The organism is Vibrio sp. KUL70 (assembly GCF_059725515.1).
On record NZ_AP045834.1, the window covers coordinates 156,676 to 174,074 of the forward strand.

Below are 17,399 nucleotides of genomic sequence, written 5' to 3' on the forward strand. Positions count from 1 at the left end.
AGTGATTGGAAGTTAGGAACTGGAAAGTAAATTAATTTAGAGGATGAGCATGAAAGCATATCAACGTGAATTTATTGAATTTGCACTAGAGAAAGAAGTACTTAAGTTTGGTGAGTTTACTTTAAAGTCTGGCCGTAAGAGCCCTTACTTCTTCAATGCTGGATTGTTTAACACAGGTCGTGATCTAGCACGCCTAGGTCGTTTTTACGCGGCAGCACTAGCAGACTCTGGCATTGAATTTGACGTACTGTTTGGCCCTGCATACAAAGGTATCCCAATCGCAACGACAACGGCAGTTGCGCTGGCAGATCATCACGATGTAGACACGCCTTACTGCTTTAACCGTAAAGAAGCGAAAGACCACGGTGAAGGTGGCAACCTAGTCGGTAGCGCACTGGAAGGTCGTATCATGCTGGTGGACGATGTGATCACAGCAGGTACAGCGATTCGTGAGTCAATGGAAATCATCCAAGCGAACGGTGCTGACTTAGCGGGTGTTCTGGTCGCGATTGACCGTCAAGAGAAGGGCAAAGGTGAACTGTCTGCGATTCAAGAAGTTGAGCGCGATTTCGGTTGCGCAATCATCTCAATCGTTAGCCTGACTGACCTAGTTACTTTCCTTGAAGAAAAGGGCACAGACGCAGCACAACTAGAAGCAGTGAAAGCGTACCGCGCTGAGTACGGAATTTAATACCAATCGTAGTAAATAATTGCTCACCCTAGCTTGTTAAAATGCTCGATAACTGCGTTAGAATTTTTGATTGTAGAATAACTACTTATCGAAAAATTCTGCCTTGTTCTCAAGCCTTTTTCCGGCGCTATTTTTGATCACTTACTTACTGTGATTGGTATACTACGATTCTGTTGAGAATATAAAATGCACAAGGGGCTGATGAATCATCAGCCCCTTTCTTTTGGTGAACGTTTATTTGTAGCGAATGCCTTTTGGCACTTCTGGGTCTTGCATGGTCTTATAGCGCTTGTGCAGCCACATCCACTGCTCTGGTGCTCTTAAGATGGTTTTCTCTAGGTAGCGGTTCATGTAGGCTGCGGCGGCTTTCTCATCTTTTTGCGGGTAATCAGCTTCCACCGACTCATTGGCGATGATCTCATACTTCCCATCTTCATTTCTAAAACCAGAGCCCGGAACCAGTGCACACTTACTGGTGTAAGCCAAAATGCTGGTACCAGTAGTGGTGCAGGCATCTTCGACGGCAAAGAAAGGTACAAATACCGACTTGTTACGGCCGTAATCATGATCTGGCAGGTAGAAAAGGATCTCCCCTTTGCGCAGTACTTTGATCATACGCTTAACGTCTTTACGGTGAATCAAGCGGTTGCCATTTTGAGTTCTACCACGGTACTGAATGAACTCATAAGCAGGGTTGTTATGTGGGCGATAGACGCCAAGACCCGGAATACCCAATACCGCCATGCCGCGAGCAGTGATCTCTAAGTTCAAAGCGTGAACACAACACAGTAGCACGCCTTTGCCATTCTGCTGATGAGTGCGCAGGGCTTGGGTGTCCTTGTCGACCAGCAGACGTTTGAAGCGCCACGTTGGCCAGAACCAAGTAATGCCGGTTTCGATAAGCGCCATGCCAGTATTCTTGAAGTTCTCTTGCACCATGGCATCAACTTCGTCGGCGGGCTTGTCGGGAAATGCGAGTTCTAGGTTGCGTGCGGTGATAGCAACGCGCTTTTTGCCATAACGAGCGCCAATCGCGCCCAGAGAGCGGCCAATCAGCAGCAGAGCGTGATAAGGCAGCACATTAACAATGAAGGCAAGCAAGCCAAAACCGAACCAAACACCCCAATATTTAGGGTGCAGTAGCGAAAGCTGAAAAGGTGGTTTGGTGATTACGTGTTGTGTCGAACTGGTTTTTGTCGTCATAAGCACCGCTTAGGTTATGAATTTATTTAATTTGAGCACTCAGTAGCGCCCAGTAAGCATCAAAGTTTTCAGTCGGTTGGTATTTGAAGTCTGAACGCACAAAGCGATTGAGACTACCTTCAACCTGTCCAAGCAATTGAGCGGCAAGAATTCTTTCATCCACAGGGAAAGATTTGCCTTCACGAATCTTGCGCTCACGCAGGATCTGGCGCAGCTGTGTTTCGATACGCTCAAATAGCTGGTTGATACGATCGCGTAGACGTTCGTTTTCAAACATTAGAGCATGACCAGACAAAATACGAGTCAGGCCAGGGTTACGTTCTGAGAACACAAGGATCAGTTGGAGCACCAATCGAATGCGCTCTAAGGTATCTTTCTCTTCATCAAGGATACGATTAATGCGCGACATTAGCGCCTCTTCGATGAACTCGATTAACCCTTCAAACATGCGCGCTTTACTTGGGAAATGGCGATAAAGTGCAGCTTCTGATACACCGACCTGCTTGGCCAGTTTTACCGTTGTGATGCGAGAGGCGCCTTCTGCTGACTCCAACATTTGAGCAAGCGCTTGTAGAATTTCTTCACGACGGTTCGATTTGCGGGTACCAGCCATCTGTTTACTTCCTTTGATAGAGAGGATGATGAGTGAAAAGGATTATAAACACCAATCAATTCTGTTCCTAGCTCTGTAAGCATTAGGTCAACAGAATCGAGAGATGTCAGGGTATTGTCAGCGCAAAAATGCGGCTACGCTTCAAGAAGTCTTTCGATTTGCTCCAAGATCTTAAAACTTAATGCCTCTTTGCTCTCTAAAGGAAGCGATTGTTCACCATTGTTCCAGTAAAGGTTCAATGCGTTGTTATTGCTGTTGAAGCCTTGTCCTTCTACCGACACATCATTGGCACAGATCATATCGAGGTTCTTCTTCTCCAGTTTGCCACGCGCGTACTTCTCTACATCTTGAGTTTCTGCTGCAAAACCAACGGTGAATGGGCGATCTTGTGTCATGGCTGCGACAGTCGCGACGATATCTGGGTTCTTAACCATCTCGATAGACATATCATCAGTCCCGTCGACCTTCTTCATCTTTTGATCGGCTACGGTGCGAGGGCGGTAATCGGCTACGGCGGCGCAGCTAATGAAGACATCGTGTTGTGATGCTGAGCCCATAACGGCATCGAACATCTGCTGAGCGCTCTCGACGTCAACTCGTGTTGCACCTTCTGGCGTTGCTAAAGCAACAGGGCCGCTCACTAGCGTTACCGTTGCGCCGAGATTAACTGCTGCTTCTGCTAACGCGTATCCCATCTTGCCTGAGCTATGGTTAGAGATGTAGCGAACAGGGTCGATCGCTTCTCGAGTTGGACCCGCAGTGATCAATACGCTACGCCCTTCAAGAGGTTTTGGCTGAAAGAAGTTCTCACAACGGTGAACAAGCTGCATAGGCTCTAGCATACGACCCATACCAACATCACCACACGCTTGCTCTCCAGCCGCTGGGCCCCAGATTTGGCAACCTCGACGTTTCAGCGTCGCGATGTTTTCTTGCGTTGCTGGGTGGGCATACATCTGTTGATTCATCGCAGGAGAGACCGCAACTGGCGCATCGGTTGCAAGGACGAGTGTGGTCAATAGGTCGTTACCCATGCCAGCGGCCATACGAGCAATCAAGTCCGCTGTTGCAGGAGCAAGTAGCACCAGATCAGCCCACTTTGCTAGCTCAATGTGACCCATAGACGCTTCCGCTGCAGGATCAAGTAAGCTATCAGACACCGGCCTACCCGAGACGGCCTGCATGGTGAGTGGGGTGATAAACTCCTTCGCTGCGTGCGTCATCACCACTTGGACCTGTGCCCCTCTTTCTATTAGGCGACGTGTTAGCTCCGCACATTTATACGCGGCAATACCGCCACTGATACCGAGTAGAATTTTCTTTCCTGCGAGTGTTTGCATCTTAAATCTCCAATTTTCTGGCGACGATTTTAACACAACTGATTCTGTCATCACCTCTGCAAATCTGAGGAGAAGCTAATCGATATCAAACTACAGAATATTAATTACTGAGAGTTATATAAAACCTTCGTCTACCTCACAGACAATCTTTGCCTGCTCTGCAAGATAAGAGGGGAAAATAACAATAATGAGGTAGTGGAAAAAAATGGTACTGAAAAGTCGAGGTAAATTGCTGCTGGTGACTCTGATCCCTTTGTTGTTGATCACCACATTGATCTCGGTGGTCTATTACATTAACGGCAGTAATAGCTTAGAAGCTGAATTGGCGCGCGACAGACAAGAGTTGATCGATACACGTAAGAAAGAGCTGCAAGCCTACATGATGATGGGCGTTACCGCGATAAAGCCGCTGTACGATACAGACGTCAACGGTAATAACAAACAAGCGGCAAAAGATATCCTTAAAGCGATGCGTTTTGAGAGTGATGGCTATTTCTTTGCGTATGATTCGAAAGGTGTTAACACGTTGCATGCGATTAAACCGTCCCTAGAAGGCAAAAATCTCATCGGTTTGAAAGATGAAAATGGCGTGGCGGTTATTGGTGGTTTGATTGATGCGTCTAAAAACGGCGATGGTTTTTTGTATTTCTCTTGGCATAAACCAAGCATTGATGCGCAGGCGCCAAAATTAGGTTACGCCGAGTACTTGCCTAAGTGGGACTGGGTGTTGGGTACCGGGATCTACATTGATGATATTGATCAGCAAGTAGCGATGCAGCGTGAACTGCGTACCCAAGAGCTGAATGAACATACACTGTCAGCAATAACAATCTCGGTCATTGGCCTTATTATCACGAGCGTGCTGACGAGCATTATTGTGTCTAAAGGCATTAAACCACTGCAGCATATTGCTAAGTCTTTACAAGATGTTGCGGCTGGTGGCGGTGACTTAACGGCGCGTCTGAAAATGGAAAGTAAAGATGAAGTCGGAGAGGTGGCATCGGCCTTTAATGAGTTTATGGATAAGCTTCATCCGCTGATGCAGGACATTCAACGTTCTGCCGATACCGTACAAAGCGTCTCTGGGCAACTGGATTCGCAGACGTCTCAAGCCAGTGCTCAAATGCAAAATCACTGCCTCGAAACCGATAAAGTGGTCACAGCGGTGACGGAAATGAGCATGACGGCTAAAGAGGTCGCCAGCAATACCCATGAAACGGCGCAGGCGATTGATGATGCCAACGGACAAGTGACCGAGGCGCAGCGCGAAGTGGACCAAGCGATTGATGGAATCAGTAAATTGGTCGATGAGGTCAACAGCTCCTCTGAAGCGATCGCAGAGCTGAGCCAACAAACCGAGCAAATTACCAAGGTGCTAGATGTGATCGGCGAAATTGCTGAGCAGACCAACTTACTCGCATTGAACGCGGCGATAGAAGCTGCACGTGCCGGTGAGCAAGGTCGTGGCTTTGCCGTGGTTGCTGATGAGGTTCGTTCGCTAGCAAGCCGCACACAAAACAGTACCCATGAAATTGGTGATATGCTCAAGCAACTGCAAACAGGCGTATCACGAGCGGTGACGACTATGTCGGCGAGCCAGGAGCGCGGCGCGAAGACGGTTGAAGAGTCGTCAATGATCCAACAATCTCTGTCTGGCGTGCAACACTCTATCGGTATGATTCGAGATCGCGGTATTCAAACCGCCACGGCGGCAGAAGAGCAGAGCGCGGTCGCTGAGGATATCAATCAGAACCTAGTGGCGATTCAGCAAATCGTAAACCATATCAACGACACACTTCAGCATGCAGAAAGCATTAGCACTCAGTTGTCGCAGTCAGGATCTGAAATTCACGATCTGGTTGGAAACTTTAAGCTTTGATGGATCGCTCAATTACATAGAAAAGCAGTGGTTAACGAAAAAAACGAAAGTCAGATACGACTTTCGTTTTTTATTTTGTTCAATAGGGGCTTATTCACCTACAGAGCCACCTAATGATACTAAAAGCTTTGCCTAACGATTCAATGCCAAGAGAAAAATTGCTGCAACGTGGACCACAAGCGTTGTCGGATGCCGAATTACTCGCTATTTTTCTGCGCACTGGCACGCGAGGCATGAACGTTATCGAGCTGGCCGATTTTCTTATCCAAGATTTTGGTTCTCTGCGTCAGTTGTTCTCTGCTTCAGAGAAGGCGTTTTGCCAGCATAAAGGGTTAGGGCAGGCTAAGTACGTTCAACTGCAAGCGGTGTTGGAGATGACCCAGCGCTATCTTGCCGAGACGCTAAACCGAGGCGACGCGCTAACGAGTCCCACCCATACAAAGCTCTATCTTTCGAGTGTGTTGAGAGATCGCCAACGCGAAGCCTTTTATATCCTATTTCTAGACAATCAGAACCGGGTGATTAAGGATGAAGTGATGTTTGAGGGCACGATTGATGCTGCGTCTGTTTATCCCAGAGAAGTCGTCAAACGGGCTCTGCACCACAACGCTGCGGCGCTGATATTGGCTCACAATCACCCTTCTGGCGTCGCAGAGCCGAGCCAAGCCGACAGAAGAATCACGCGCAGATTAACCGATGCGTTGGCGCTGGTTGACATTAGGGTGCTCGACCATTTCGTGGTTGGTGATGGTGAAGTGGTCTCTTTTGCTGAACGTGGGTGGATTTGAATCACATTATGGCTTGTTAGTTGCTAGAAATCTGCTATGATTCGCCCACATTTTTAGACCTTAAATCAGCTCTGATTACTCAAGCAAGCTGTGTTGCACAAAAAAAGATCACGAAATCCTTAAAAAGGATCTGTTCGGGTCTTGAGCAATGCGCGTCAAGTTAGTATAATGCGCGACCTTTGATAGCCTTGTATGGGTTTTCCATAACGGTTTTTACCTTCTATTTTTTATAGATAGAGAGGTTCGGCCACCAAGGTTGATATCGAGCTGAAACGATTGGAGAAGACATTCATGTCCCGAGTATGCCAAGTAACTGGTAAGCGTCCAGTAACGGGTAACAACCGTTCACACGCACGCAATGCTACTAAGCGCCGTTTTCTGCCGAACCTACAAACTCATCGTTTCTGGGTAGAGAGCGAAAAACGTTTTGTTAAACTACGTCTAACTGCTAAAGGTATGCGTATCATTGATAAGAAAGGCATCGATGCTGTTCTTGTTGATATCCGTGCACGCGGCGAAAACGTTTAAGAGGAATTAAGCAATGGCTAAAGGCATTCGTGAGAAAATTCGTCTAGTATCTTCTGCAGGTACTGGTCACTTCTACACAACTGACAAGAACAAGCGTAACATGCCAGGCAAATTTGAGATCAAAAAGTTTGATCCAGTAGTTCGCCAGCACGTTATGTACAAAGAAGCGAAAATCAAGTAATTGATGCTTTTTTGGCTCTTCTTAAGTAGAAGAAAGAATTGAAAAACCCAGCTTATCGCTGGGTTTTTTTATACCTATAATTTGCCACAACGTTTGTCCCAATCGCCACCAGATAGAATATCTCGCCACTTTCACGCTATACTGAGTCTTCTTTGTGCAGAGATGAGTAAAAGCAATGAGATACCGTGGTCGCCGCTGGAACAACATTCTAATCCTGAGTGTGATTGCCTTTATTGGCGTACTCAACCTGCCAACGATCATCAAAACTTATCTGTTAGCACCTGAAGCTGAAGTTACGTCTGAAAGCGGCTTTCCTTACCTGCTGAATCCATCAGATCAAATCACCGCAATGCACTTCTCGCAGTGGTCTATTGTGTTGAACGAGAATGGCTGGGAGTATCAGGAACAAGGCCGACCTATAGAACTGACACAACCAAATGCTCAAACCCTCTCACAGCGTTGGCAACAGCTTGTTGGCACAGAAGTCGATGCTGAGACATATCAATCTCTTAGCGCGTCTCTGAGTTCACCACAAACTATTGAGGTGTGGTATCTCAACCAAGAAGAGCCACAGCGCATTACTTACTACCGATTGCCCGATTTTTGGCTGTTACAGAACTGGCAGGGTAAATGGCTAGCCGTGTCGGTTGAGCCTGAGTACTTGATGCCTTAAGACTTATTAGTAAATGATTAAAATAATGGAACTGTTGTATGCCAGAGTTACCTGAAGTTGAAGTAAGCCGTATGGGGATAAGCCCGCATTTGGTTGGTCAAACTATCGCGACTTTAACTTTTCGCACTCCGAAACTTCGTTGGGATATACCCCAAGAGCTAAAAAAGTTAGAAGGGAAGGTGATAAAAACGATCTCTCGCCGAGCCAAATACTTAGTTATTGAGACTGATGCAGGCAATGCGATTGTTCATTTAGGAATGTCTGGCTCTTTACGTGTGTTAGATGCTGAGATAGCCGCAGGCAAGCATGATCACGTCGATCTAAAACTAACGAACGGTAAAGTATTGCGCTACAACGATCCTCGTCGATTTGGCGCTTGGTTATGGAGTCCTGCTGATGAAACACACCCGGTATTGCTAGGAGCAGGCCCAGAACCGCTGACGGAGGCGTTCAACGCTCTTTACATTGCTGAGCTTGCGAAGAAGCGTCGTGTTCCAGTTAAGCAGTTTATCATGGACAATAAAGTCGTGGTGGGTGTTGGTAACATCTATGCCAATGAAGCGCTGTTCTCTTCCAAAATTCACCCGCTTCGACCCGCCAATAAGATCACCGCAACAGAGTGGGATCGTCTGACTCACGAGATCAAACAAGTTCTCGCCACCGCAATTAAGCAAGGCGGAACCACACTCAAAGACTTTGCTCAAGCGGACGGTAAACCCGGTTACTTTGCGCAAGAGTTGCAGGTCTATGGTAAAGCGGGCGAGCCTTGCCCAAGTTGTGGGGAAGCACTGCAAGAACAGAAAATTGGACAGAGAAATACGTTTTTCTGTGATTCTTGCCAAAGCTAGGAACTTTAGAAAACGCATTTCCTGAATATAAACCGAGCATGGTATTGAGCTGTGATATCATGCTGCGCTTGATTTAACCACCCCTTCTAAAAGCGTAAAACATGGATTTTGACCAAAATTATCGTAAGTTGACTCGCACACTTATCGTGCTTTTTATTGCGGGTATTGCCCTCCTGTCTCTTTCTCGCGCATTGTTCTACTTTCAGGTTGTGGACCCTTCAGAATTAATCGGTATCGAGACGGATGTCTGGCGTGCTTTCTGGGTTGGGCTCCGTTTTGACGCAAAAGTGGTCGCAATTGGGTTTGCCCCTTTGTTGCTAGTGGGGCTGATTGTTGCTAGCTTCTCTTCCATTTACAGAAAGTTCGCTCGAATTATCCCTAGCTACAGTGCCTTGATATTTTTCTTGTTGTCGGGAATGTCTATTGCTAACTACTACTACTACGTTACTTATGGTAGCTATATTGATGTCTTTGTTTTTGGGTTAATCGATGACGATACTGAAGCGGTACTAGAAAATGCTTGGGCAGATTATCCAATTCTAAGATCGTTTTTGACGGCTATTTTCATTGGACTACTTGGCTATGTGGGTTCAAGTAAGTTATTGGAACGTTTAGAGAATAAACACTGGGAGGCTCGTCGTTGGTGGCACGTTACTGTGTCTGTTGTCGCTATGATTGCTGTGACGGTGGTGATTGCTCGAGGGTCTGTTGGTACGTTACCTTTGAAGCGCTACCACGCCAATGTATCTCAATATGCTCCGCTTAATAATATTACCCCTAATGCCTTTATGGCGCTCGATTGGGCTAAGAGTGACTATAAAAAACAATCCAAATTTGAGCCTATTTCCAAGCAAGCTCTTGAGCAGCAAATGCTTAAAGTGTTAGGGCAACCTAATCCAGTGTATACGACGCCTAAAAATGAGTACCTAGAAACTCACCAACCTCACGTTGTGATGGCATTGATGGAAGGGCTTGGAAACAATGTGCTTGTCGAAGATGATCCAGAAAACAATGACCTGCTGGGCTCTTTACGCACACATTTTGATGAAGATTTTGTCTTTAAGCGCTTCATGGCGAGTACATCTGCAACGATAGATAGCATTGTTATGATGCTGTTTCACAGCGATATACCGACCATCAGCCACTCAAATGCACAACGCGTTGAGCTGCCAAGCTCTGCTGTCTTGCCATATAAACAGGCAGGCTATGATGTGGTGTTTATCTATGGTGGTAACAGTATGTGGCGTAACCTCGCCAACTATTTACCCCGCCAAGGTTTTGATGTGGTTTACGACGAAAACAGCATCATTAAAGCCTTCCCAGAAGCTAAAGAGGAAGCGGATACTTGGGGAGTCCCAGACGAATTTACCTTTAAGTTTGCTCGTAAATTGCTTGAGGAAGCGGACAAACCGCAGATGATATACATCATGACGGTGACCAACCACTCCCCGTTTAGAGCGCCGTCAGACTATCAAGCCAAGCCAGTACGAGAGAGCGAGCGACTAAAACAGTTACTCGGCCCAATGGCAGGGGAAGCGACAAACCTTCTTCAGGTCTACCAATATGCAAACGACGCTTTGGGACAATTTATTACGGGTGTGAAAGCATCACCGTTAGGTAACCAAACCTTGATAGCGGCTTCAGGTGATCATCGTGTTCGTTATTTGGCGACGGATACCAAGGAAGAGTTCGGCCTAACGTATGGTGCGCCTTTTTATATGTATGTTCCAGATGCAATTTTAGAGCATACAGACTATGAGTATGACCAACATCGAATTGGATCCCATCGAGATGTCTATCCAACGCTGTATCATTTTAGTTTGTCTGACCAAGCGTATATTTCTCTAGGCGGTGAAAACATGCTGTCTCAAGATGGTGTGAGTAATATTGGTTACAATAGTGCTCGTACGATTACCCATCATGGAGCATTTGCCAACGGCAATGCAGAAAAACTGTTTCCTTGGCGCGATCAAGATAGCGTATTTAACTTGAACAGCACCGTCGAAAACCCAGACCAAGATTGGGCTCAGGAGTATCGCAAACTGCAGAACTACTATTTACGCTATCAAGTGACAGCACAGCCCTAGCAGAAAATACAAAACAGCCCTCAATAAGAGGGCTGTTTGCTAAATGTGAGTTTTGCTGTGAAGCGCCTTTGCAATCACACTAGGAACGAATTGAGTGACATCACCACCATGAATGGCGACTTCTCTGACGATAGTCGAAGAGATAAAGGCGTACTCTTCTGCAGGCGTTAGGAATACGCTCTCTAAGCCTGGCATGAGTCTGCGGTACATGTTGGTGAGTCCAAACTCGTACTCAAAGTCGACCGTTGTGCGTAGGCCTCTGATTAAGACATTGGCTTCAACTTCTTTCGCGAAATCGACCATAAGCCCACTGAACCCTTGTGCTGTCACGTTATCAAGGTGCTTAGTGACTTCGATACAAAACTCTACACGCTCCTCCAGTGTGAACATGGTGTTCTTACTTGGGCTGGCGGCGACGGCAATGATCACCTCATCGAACATTTCTGCTGCTCGCTCTATGAGATCAAGGTGTCCATTAGTGAGTGGATCAAACGTACCAGGGTAAAGAACTTTCTTGTTCATAACTATTTCTCAAACTGTTGGTAGAGTGATTGATAAGTTTGAGCCGTGGTTTCGATCTCAAATTTATTCAGGTGTTGTGTTGCTCCGTCGATGAGTCTGTCTCGCAGCTCTTTCGAGTTGTAGAGAGATTGAATGTGTGTGCTCAGTTCCTTGGCATCTGCAATTTCAAACAACAACCCAGATTCATCGTGCGTAATCACATCAGGAATGCCCCCTGCTTTTGAACCCACGACGGGTAGTCCTGCTGCCATCGCTTCCAAAATTACAGAGCCCATCCCTTCGGTATAAGAGGTATGTATGAGTAAGTCTGCAGCTTCAAACCAGTTTCCTATCTCTGTTTGGTTGCCCATGAAATGAACATTGGGTGTGTCCGCAGCGAGTTGTTTAAGTGTGTTGAACTCAGGACCATCGCCAAGCAGAGCGAACTCAATATCCTTATTCACTTTACTGAGCAGCGCTGCCGCTTCAATCGCGACGTCGAAGCCTTTATGTTGATACATTTTGGCGGCTTTGATGACGAGAAACTTGCCTTCAAACTGCTCACGTATCTTTTGAACTTCTATCGGGTCTGATGTGTACCTTGCTGGAGAGTCAGGTATGAAGACGGCGTGGGCATCAGGGTGTCTTTGCTTGACCACTTCTACTACTTTGTTGCTGACGCCAGTGATGGCAGACGCTGAGTCATAAGCTCTTAGCGATAGAGGTTTATTTTTCAGAGGGTTATCAATGCGACGCGTGATGATGTAAGGCGTTTTGAAAAGCAACTTTTGGATGTAAGCCCAGTAGATAGCTCGACCTTCATGAACATGCATCACAGCACAATCTCTGGTGATTTTTGAGCTGTGACCGAGTAGAAAATGTTTCGCAGCGAATACACGACAGTTAAGTTTTTCAACTTCATGAAAAAAAGGGCTTTTAGGATTAGCAACGACGGTCAGGGTGTAGCCGAGCTTAATTTGCTCTTTTATCAACACTAACGTTTGTCGCTCTCCCCCACTAAACCCAGTAGCAAGATTCACATGGCAAATATTCATAGTAGGTTCTCGTTTACTTGGCATCTTATTTTTGGGCATCACGCATGCCATGTTTTTTGGTCGATGTTCTGATCCAGAGATCTGAATACTTCACGATGGTGTAGTGTGTTGAGAGCATCGATAACAATAAGCCCTGTTTTCCGTCTAGGAAGCCTGCTTTAAGAATATACATTTTTACAAAACAGGCTAAAGAGTGAGTGATAATACTCGAAAAGCTGCCTTTTTTACCTTGTTTGGCTCTGTCTGCACTCCAAGCCAGAGCATAAGAGTTGGATTTTTTGAGGTAATGTTCAAGGTCGTTGTAAGTGAAGTGAATCGCGTCACCGGCAAGGTCTTTGACGACCATCGATTTATCAACCAACACTTTTTCATGAACCTGCGCAGTATCATACTGAGTCAGTCGCGTAGGGTATAAGCGCACAACGCGATCTGGATACCAACCACAATGACGTATATAACGACCAAACACCCAGCTCAGACGACAAATGCTGTAGAGCGTGTTCGGTTCATTTTTTTCAACGGCTTGTTGAATGCTTACCTTTAGCTCATCAGTAACACGTTCATCTGCATCTAGCCAAAGCACAAAATCGGACTCAACATACTCTTGAGCAATACGTCGTTGCGGGCCGAAACCAGGCCAATCCTGATTAACATGGAACTTTTCAGTGTACTTACGAGCAACTTGCTCAGTTTCATCGGTGCTGCCGGAGTCGAGAATGACAATTTCATCAACCCAATCGGCCACCGTGTTTAAACAAGCCTCAAGATTTTTTGCTTCATTTTTAACAATCAAAGCAACGGCTAAAGTTGGTTTTGCTGAGCTTGGCATGATGTTATTTACCTTGTGTAATTTTTTCGAAAGATTGCACAACAGATGCTACGGAAATATCAGCCATAACATGGTCGCCTTTAACTCGAGTACTCCAAGGTAACTCGGATATAGGCTTTTTATGTTGCAGTTCAGCGTGTTTTTCATAAACACTTATAACAGAAGCTAGGTCGTTGTAAGGACCGGTTCTTAGAGGGTTACTGTGACCGTATAAGCCGATAACTGGGGTTCCCTGAGTTGTCGCTATATGCGCTGGGCCTGAGTCTGGAGCCACTACAACCGCAGCTTCTTTGAGGAGCGCTGTCAGTTGTTTTAAAGAGGTTTTTCCAACCAAGTTTAAGGCGGGGTGAGCCATCTTATCCGTGATCACCTTCGCTAGGGTCACTTCCCGCTCCGCTGGAGAGCCGCAAATCGCCACTTGATAACCTTGGGATATCGCATAGTCCGCAAATTCTGCGTAGCGCTCAGGCAACCAGTTCCGCTCATCTTTACTTGCCGCTGGGCTAATCACCACCGTTGGTTTTTGCCCCAATGCGTTTTGAGCAAACCGAGTATCTTCTGCACCAATAGGAAGTTGCCATTCGGGTACAGAGCGAGGCACACCTAAATATTCGACAAAAGAGTAGAAGCTGTCGAGGACATGCTGAGATTGAACATCCTCGATTTTTTTATTGGTAAAAAGCCATTGAGCCTCTTTCGCTCGTTTGAAATTAAAACCGACTTTATAATCGGCCTTGATGCCTAAAGTGAGCAAACTCGCTCTTAAAGCAAGCTGCATATGAACCAATGCATCGAACTTGCGGTCAGATAGTTGTTTCCATATCGCTTTCATACCAGCAAGGCCGGCTTTTTTATCAAAGACGATAAGCTCTACACCTTCTAGCCCTTGTAGTAGTTGGGCTTCAACTTTACCAATGATCCAAGTGACCTTGGTTGTAGGCCATTGTTTTTGCAGGGCTTGTACTGCTGCGACTGCGTGGCAAACGTCACCGATGGCAGACAAACGCAAAAAACAAACAGATTCAGGTGCTTGAGTAAAAAGAGGCATAAAAATCGCTCGCAAATTTAATTGCCTAAGATTATGCAGAGAGTGCCGATAAATGTAAAATAGTGCTCATTTTACACCAATCAAATAGCAGAACACTCACCTATGACAATAGAAAACCAAGGAAAGCCAGGAAATACTGGTCTGAAGCGGATTATCAAAGCGACAGGATATTCAATTCAGGGCTTAAAAGCCGCATTCAAATATGAAGCTGCTATTCGACAAGAGCTGGTTTTACTGTCTGTCGCGGTCATGGTGTTAATTTGGTTGGATGTTAGCCCTGTAGAAACGGTTCTGATGTTGGGCTCTGTGGTGCTGGTATTAATTGTCGAGTTGGTGAACTCTGCTATTGAGGCGGTTGTCGATCGAGTCGGAGTTGAACGCCATGAGTTGAGTGGCAGAGCCAAAGACATAGGCTCGGCGGCGGTATTGGTTGCTCTGCTATTTGCTGGTTTTACTTGGGCTTTTATTCTGATCAATCATTATTGGTAATCTAACTCATGATCAAAAAGATCCACTCACGCAACTCTGTCATATGGTTCGACGAGCAACTGTTGGAGCATCCTCCTGAGTTAGTGTTTGATATCGAATACTGGCAAGGTCAAGAAAGTGTGATTGGCAGTGCAACAGGTCGAGGCACAACTTGGTTTGTTGATACCGGGAAATTACCTGCAGCGTTGCGACACTATCGTCGCGGTGGTCTGTTTGGCAAGTTGATTGAAGATAGCTATTGGTTTGGTGGTTGGGATAAGACACGCTGCTATCTGGAAATGCAGCTACTTAGCGATCTGATTGAAGCCGGTGTTAATGTCCCGAAACCTATCGCCGCGAGAGCGGTCAAAACGGGGTTCACTTATCGAGCGGATTTGTTGAGTGAGAAGATCGCTGGTGCTACCGATCTTGTTGATATCCTGACAACCCGCTCAGTATCGGCAGACCTTTATCGACAAATTGGACAACAAATAGCGAAAATGCACCGTTTGGGTGTTAATCATACCGATTTAAATATTCATAACATTCTCATCGATCAGCATGATCAAGTTTGGATTATCGATTTCGATAAGTGTGGTTACGGTAAAGGGAGTGCGTGGAAGCAATCCAACCTCGACCGCCTGAAGCGCTCTTTCTTCAAAGAGCTCAATAAACGTCAAATACATTGGCAAGAAGAGGAGTTCGAGACTCTGCTTGCTGGATACAATGATTACTCTGCGAAATAATCGCTTATACAATTAGTTAGGATAGTAAATATGTCTTTGAAACAGAGGCTACACGCGCACGGATGGTTTATTCTGGTGAATGCACTCGTTGCCATGTTGATCGCGTGCCGTTATTTCTCATTTTTGCCTGAGTTTCCTTCAGAGCCATTAGCGGTCGTTTTTATTATTGTGTCTGTTTTTGGGCAGATGACGCTGATTGCGGCGTTAATCGGTCTTGTTGCTCTACCTAGTCTGTTTCTACCCAAAACGCCAAGAAACCTATTGCAAGCCGTCATCGCTTCCATTGGTGTCGCAACTCTGTTCATCGATACGATTGTTTTTGCACAGTACCGTTTCCACATTAATGCTGTTGTCCTTGAACTGGTACTCTCGGGGCAAATCGTCAGCTTCCCACTGATTACGTGGGTGATGGTGATTGGTGGGATTGCGTTGCTACTTGGTCTTCAGTGGACTTTGATCCGCTGGTTGGAAAACGATGCGCCAGTACGCTCGTACAAACTCGGTCGTAAGTTTGCGTTCATTACTTTCCTGACGTTATTAGCGACTCATGGCATCCACATTTGGGCTGCGGCGCACGCGTATCAACCTGTGACTATGGTGAAGCGTTACTTGCCCCTGTTCTATCCTGCGACGTCAAACAGCATGATGAAAAAATATGGCTGGATTGATGAAGAAGCGATTGCTCGCCAAAAGTCACTGACACTAAATCGCAAGAGCGACCTGAACTACCCACTGTCTCCTTTGAAAGTCGAGAGTGTTGAAAAGCCGGTCAACATTATGTTCCTTGTTGTTGACTCTTGGAGATACGACACATTCAATGCTGACAATACGCCAGTCATGTGGGAATACGCTCAAGATGGTTTAATCTTTGAGAACCATATGGCGACAGGTAATGCGACTCGTACTGGTATTTTTGGTCTGTTTTACGGTATTCCAGGTACTTACTGGCATGGCTTTTTAGCGAATCAACAGAGCCCTGTTCTCATCGACCGTCTACAAGAGCTCGATTACGACTTAGGTATATTTACCGCTGCACAACTAAGAAAACCGGAATTTAACCAAACAGTATTCACCAATGTGGACAATCTGCGTATTGGCTCGAAAGGTAACCGACCTTCAGAACTGGATGCTGATCTGACAAAAGATTGGTTAGATTGGTACCAGAAGCGTGACCAGTCGAAACCGGCATTTTCATTCCTGTTCTACGATGCACCGCATGGTTATGACTTCCCTAAAGGCTTCGAGCCTCGTTATGAGCCAATGCTCGAAGTGGTTAACTACTTGAAGTTGAATAATGAAACCGACCCACAACCATTCTTTAATCGCTATAAGACGAGTGTGCGCTACGTTGATACCGTGGCAGCACAAGTGTTGAACAAGCTCAAAGAAACAGGTGACCTTGAGAACACGGTTGTCATTATTACAGGTGACCACGGCCAAGAAATGAACGACAACAAGTTGAATTTCTGGGGGCACAACAGCAACTTTACTGATGCTCAAGTGAAAGTACCTTTTGCGATATTTGGCCCAGGCATTGATAAACTAGACACCAAGTGGTCTTCACAAAGCCTGACGAGCCACCAAGATGTTGTACCAACAGTCATGAAGCATTACCTCGGCGTAACCAATGACATTAAAGATTACTCAGTGGGGGAAGACCTACTGGGTGAGCACGTTGAGAGAGATTGGATCATCTCATCGAATTACAGCGGGTATGCGGTGATTTCGGATGACAACATCTTAGAAGTCGGTGCTGGTGGCCAGTATCAATTTATGGACAAAACAAATCGCCAAGTGAAAGGAGAGCAACCTAACTTTGCTCACCTTCAAGGTGCTTTAGAGCAGATAAGTCGTTTTAGTAAGTAGAGAAGTATCATATCGGGTGTAAATTTGTCACGGCTTTGATGTCAACATGTGCTCA

General features: G+C 46.0%; 18 protein-coding genes. 11 read left to right on the forward strand and 7 right to left on the reverse strand.

The genetic code is table 11. The features are described 5' to 3' along the window. Positions 1–49: 49 nt before the first annotated feature. A complete protein-coding gene (gene pyrE, locus AC6I7V_RS00700) occupies positions 50–691 on the forward strand; it encodes an orotate phosphoribosyltransferase (protein ID WP_255231678.1) in 642 nt (213 codons plus the stop codon). Between the two features lie 234 nt (positions 692–925). Here pyrE and AC6I7V_RS00705 read toward each other — a convergent pair whose 3' ends face one another. From AC6I7V_RS00705 to coaBC, 3 genes are all read right to left on the reverse strand, one after another. After that, on the reverse strand, positions 926–1,894 hold the full coding sequence (locus AC6I7V_RS00705) for a Kdo(2)-lipid IV(A) acyltransferase (protein ID WP_498011119.1): 969 nt from the start codon (positions 1,892–1,894) through the stop codon (positions 926–928). Between the two features lie 22 nt (positions 1,895–1,916). After that, positions 1,917–2,507 carry a nucleoid occlusion factor SlmA gene (gene slmA, locus AC6I7V_RS00710; protein WP_032551139.1) on the reverse strand — a complete coding sequence of 197 codons (591 nt, stop codon included), beginning with the start codon at positions 2,505–2,507 and terminating at the stop codon, positions 1,917–1,919. A 134-nt stretch (positions 2,508–2,641) separates the two neighbouring features. Beyond that, positions 2,642–3,847, reverse strand: coding sequence for a bifunctional phosphopantothenoylcysteine decarboxylase/phosphopantothenate--cysteine ligase CoaBC (gene coaBC / locus AC6I7V_RS00715; protein ID WP_498011120.1), 1,206 nt, complete (start codon positions 3,845–3,847; stop codon positions 2,642–2,644). A 205-nt stretch (positions 3,848–4,052) separates the two neighbouring features. On the opposite strand from coaBC, the gene AC6I7V_RS00720 reads away from it, so the two are divergent. The 7 genes from AC6I7V_RS00720 to AC6I7V_RS00750 all read left to right on the forward strand — a co-directional run bounded on the left by AC6I7V_RS00720 (position 4,053) and on the right by AC6I7V_RS00750 (position 10,831). Further along, positions 4,053–5,726: a methyl-accepting chemotaxis protein gene (locus tag AC6I7V_RS00720; RefSeq protein WP_255231674.1), complete on the forward strand. Its 1,674-nt coding sequence runs from the start codon at positions 4,053–4,055 to the stop codon at positions 5,724–5,726. 113 nt (positions 5,727–5,839) lie between these two features. Beyond that, positions 5,840–6,514: a RadC family protein gene (gene radC / locus AC6I7V_RS00725; RefSeq protein WP_255231673.1), complete on the forward strand. Its 675-nt coding sequence runs from the start codon at positions 5,840–5,842 to the stop codon at positions 6,512–6,514. A gap of 291 nt (positions 6,515–6,805) precedes the next feature. Continuing rightward, a complete protein-coding gene (gene rpmB, locus AC6I7V_RS00730; RefSeq protein ID WP_004728407.1) occupies positions 6,806–7,042 on the forward strand; it encodes a 50S ribosomal protein L28 in 237 nt (78 codons plus the stop codon). 13 nt (positions 7,043–7,055) lie between these two features. Further along, complete coding sequence (rpmG, locus tag AC6I7V_RS00735; RefSeq protein ID WP_002535344.1) at positions 7,056–7,223, forward strand: 50S ribosomal protein L33; 168 nt, start codon at positions 7,056–7,058, stop codon at positions 7,221–7,223. Positions 7,224–7,398: 175 nt separating this feature from the next. Next, positions 7,399–7,896, forward strand: coding sequence for a hypothetical protein (locus tag AC6I7V_RS00740; RefSeq protein ID WP_498011121.1), 498 nt, complete (start codon positions 7,399–7,401; stop codon positions 7,894–7,896). 38 nt (positions 7,897–7,934) lie between these two features. Next, positions 7,935–8,744, forward strand: coding sequence for a bifunctional DNA-formamidopyrimidine glycosylase/DNA-(apurinic or apyrimidinic site) lyase (mutM, locus tag AC6I7V_RS00745; RefSeq protein WP_498011122.1), 810 nt, complete (start codon positions 7,935–7,937; stop codon positions 8,742–8,744). Between the two features lie 101 nt (positions 8,745–8,845). Then, positions 8,846–10,831, forward strand: coding sequence for an LTA synthase family protein (locus AC6I7V_RS00750; RefSeq protein WP_498011123.1), 1,986 nt, complete (start codon positions 8,846–8,848; stop codon positions 10,829–10,831). Positions 10,832–10,870: 39 nt separating this feature from the next. Here AC6I7V_RS00750 and coaD read toward each other — a convergent pair whose 3' ends face one another. Genes coaD through AC6I7V_RS00770 form a run of 4 tightly spaced genes read right to left on the reverse strand, consistent with a single transcriptional unit; the run spans position 10,871 to position 14,264 of the window. Further along, positions 10,871–11,353: a pantetheine-phosphate adenylyltransferase gene (coaD, locus tag AC6I7V_RS00755; RefSeq protein WP_498011124.1), complete on the reverse strand. Its 483-nt coding sequence runs from the start codon at positions 11,351–11,353 to the stop codon at positions 10,871–10,873. A 2-nt stretch (positions 11,354–11,355) separates the two neighbouring features. After that, positions 11,356–12,387: a glycosyltransferase family 4 protein gene (locus AC6I7V_RS00760; RefSeq protein ID WP_498011125.1), complete on the reverse strand. Its 1,032-nt coding sequence runs from the start codon at positions 12,385–12,387 to the stop codon at positions 11,356–11,358. Positions 12,388–12,412: 25 nt separating this feature from the next. Further along, on the reverse strand, positions 12,413–13,216 hold the full coding sequence (locus tag AC6I7V_RS00765; protein ID WP_498011126.1) for a glycosyltransferase family 2 protein: 804 nt from the start codon (positions 13,214–13,216) through the stop codon (positions 12,413–12,415). A 4-nt stretch (positions 13,217–13,220) separates the two neighbouring features. Next, a complete protein-coding gene (locus tag AC6I7V_RS00770) occupies positions 13,221–14,264 on the reverse strand; it encodes a glycosyltransferase family 9 protein (RefSeq protein ID WP_498011127.1) in 1,044 nt (347 codons plus the stop codon). Between the two features lie 102 nt (positions 14,265–14,366). On the opposite strand from AC6I7V_RS00770, the gene AC6I7V_RS00775 reads away from it, so the two are divergent. From AC6I7V_RS00775 to AC6I7V_RS00785, 3 genes are read left to right on the forward strand one after another with little or no spacing between them, the layout of a single operon-like run. Further along, entirely contained in the window at positions 14,367–14,753 is a 387-nt protein-coding gene (locus AC6I7V_RS00775) for a diacylglycerol kinase (protein WP_255231664.1), read from the forward strand. An 8-nt stretch (positions 14,754–14,761) separates the two neighbouring features. Continuing rightward, complete coding sequence (locus AC6I7V_RS00780) at positions 14,762–15,478, forward strand: 3-deoxy-D-manno-octulosonic acid kinase (protein ID WP_498011128.1); 717 nt, start codon at positions 14,762–14,764, stop codon at positions 15,476–15,478. Positions 15,479–15,508: 30 nt separating this feature from the next. Then, positions 15,509–17,344 carry a DUF3413 domain-containing protein gene (locus tag AC6I7V_RS00785; protein ID WP_498011129.1) on the forward strand — a complete coding sequence of 612 codons (1,836 nt, stop codon included), beginning with the start codon at positions 15,509–15,511 and terminating at the stop codon, positions 17,342–17,344. The last annotated feature ends 55 nt before the right edge of the window (positions 17,345–17,399 follow it).

Excerpts from the sequence above, each read along its gene's own strand:
- pyrE (WP_255231678.1), top strand. The coding sequence starts at position 50 with ATGAAAGCATATCAACGTGAATTTATTGAATTTGCACTAGAGAAAGAA.
- AC6I7V_RS00705 (WP_498011119.1), bottom strand. The coding sequence starts at position 1,894 with ATGACGACAAAAACCAGTTCGACACAACACGTAATCACCAAACCACCT.
- slmA (WP_032551139.1), bottom strand. The coding sequence starts at position 2,507 with ATGGCTGGTACCCGCAAATCGAACCGTCGTGAAGAAATTCTACAAGCG.
- coaBC (WP_498011120.1), bottom strand. The coding sequence starts at position 3,847 with ATGCAAACACTCGCAGGAAAGAAAATTCTACTCGGTATCAGTGGCGGT.
- AC6I7V_RS00720 (WP_255231674.1), top strand. The coding sequence starts at position 4,053 with ATGGTACTGAAAAGTCGAGGTAAATTGCTGCTGGTGACTCTGATCCCT.
- radC (WP_255231673.1), top strand. The coding sequence starts at position 5,840 with ATGATACTAAAAGCTTTGCCTAACGATTCAATGCCAAGAGAAAAATTG.
- rpmB (WP_004728407.1), top strand. The coding sequence starts at position 6,806 with ATGTCCCGAGTATGCCAAGTAACTGGTAAGCGTCCAGTAACGGGTAAC.
- rpmG (WP_002535344.1), top strand. The coding sequence starts at position 7,056 with ATGGCTAAAGGCATTCGTGAGAAAATTCGTCTAGTATCTTCTGCAGGT.
- AC6I7V_RS00740 (WP_498011121.1), top strand. The coding sequence starts at position 7,399 with ATGAGATACCGTGGTCGCCGCTGGAACAACATTCTAATCCTGAGTGTG.
- mutM (WP_498011122.1), top strand. The coding sequence starts at position 7,935 with ATGCCAGAGTTACCTGAAGTTGAAGTAAGCCGTATGGGGATAAGCCCG.
- AC6I7V_RS00750 (WP_498011123.1), top strand. The coding sequence starts at position 8,846 with ATGGATTTTGACCAAAATTATCGTAAGTTGACTCGCACACTTATCGTG.
- coaD (WP_498011124.1), bottom strand. The coding sequence starts at position 11,353 with ATGAACAAGAAAGTTCTTTACCCTGGTACGTTTGATCCACTCACTAAT.
- AC6I7V_RS00760 (WP_498011125.1), bottom strand. The coding sequence starts at position 12,387 with ATGAATATTTGCCATGTGAATCTTGCTACTGGGTTTAGTGGGGGAGAG.
- AC6I7V_RS00765 (WP_498011126.1), bottom strand. The coding sequence starts at position 13,216 with ATGCCAAGCTCAGCAAAACCAACTTTAGCCGTTGCTTTGATTGTTAAA.
- AC6I7V_RS00770 (WP_498011127.1), bottom strand. The coding sequence starts at position 14,264 with ATGCCTCTTTTTACTCAAGCACCTGAATCTGTTTGTTTTTTGCGTTTG.
- AC6I7V_RS00775 (WP_255231664.1), top strand. The coding sequence starts at position 14,367 with ATGACAATAGAAAACCAAGGAAAGCCAGGAAATACTGGTCTGAAGCGG.
- AC6I7V_RS00780 (WP_498011128.1), top strand. The coding sequence starts at position 14,762 with ATGATCAAAAAGATCCACTCACGCAACTCTGTCATATGGTTCGACGAG.
- AC6I7V_RS00785 (WP_498011129.1), top strand. The coding sequence starts at position 15,509 with ATGTCTTTGAAACAGAGGCTACACGCGCACGGATGGTTTATTCTGGTG.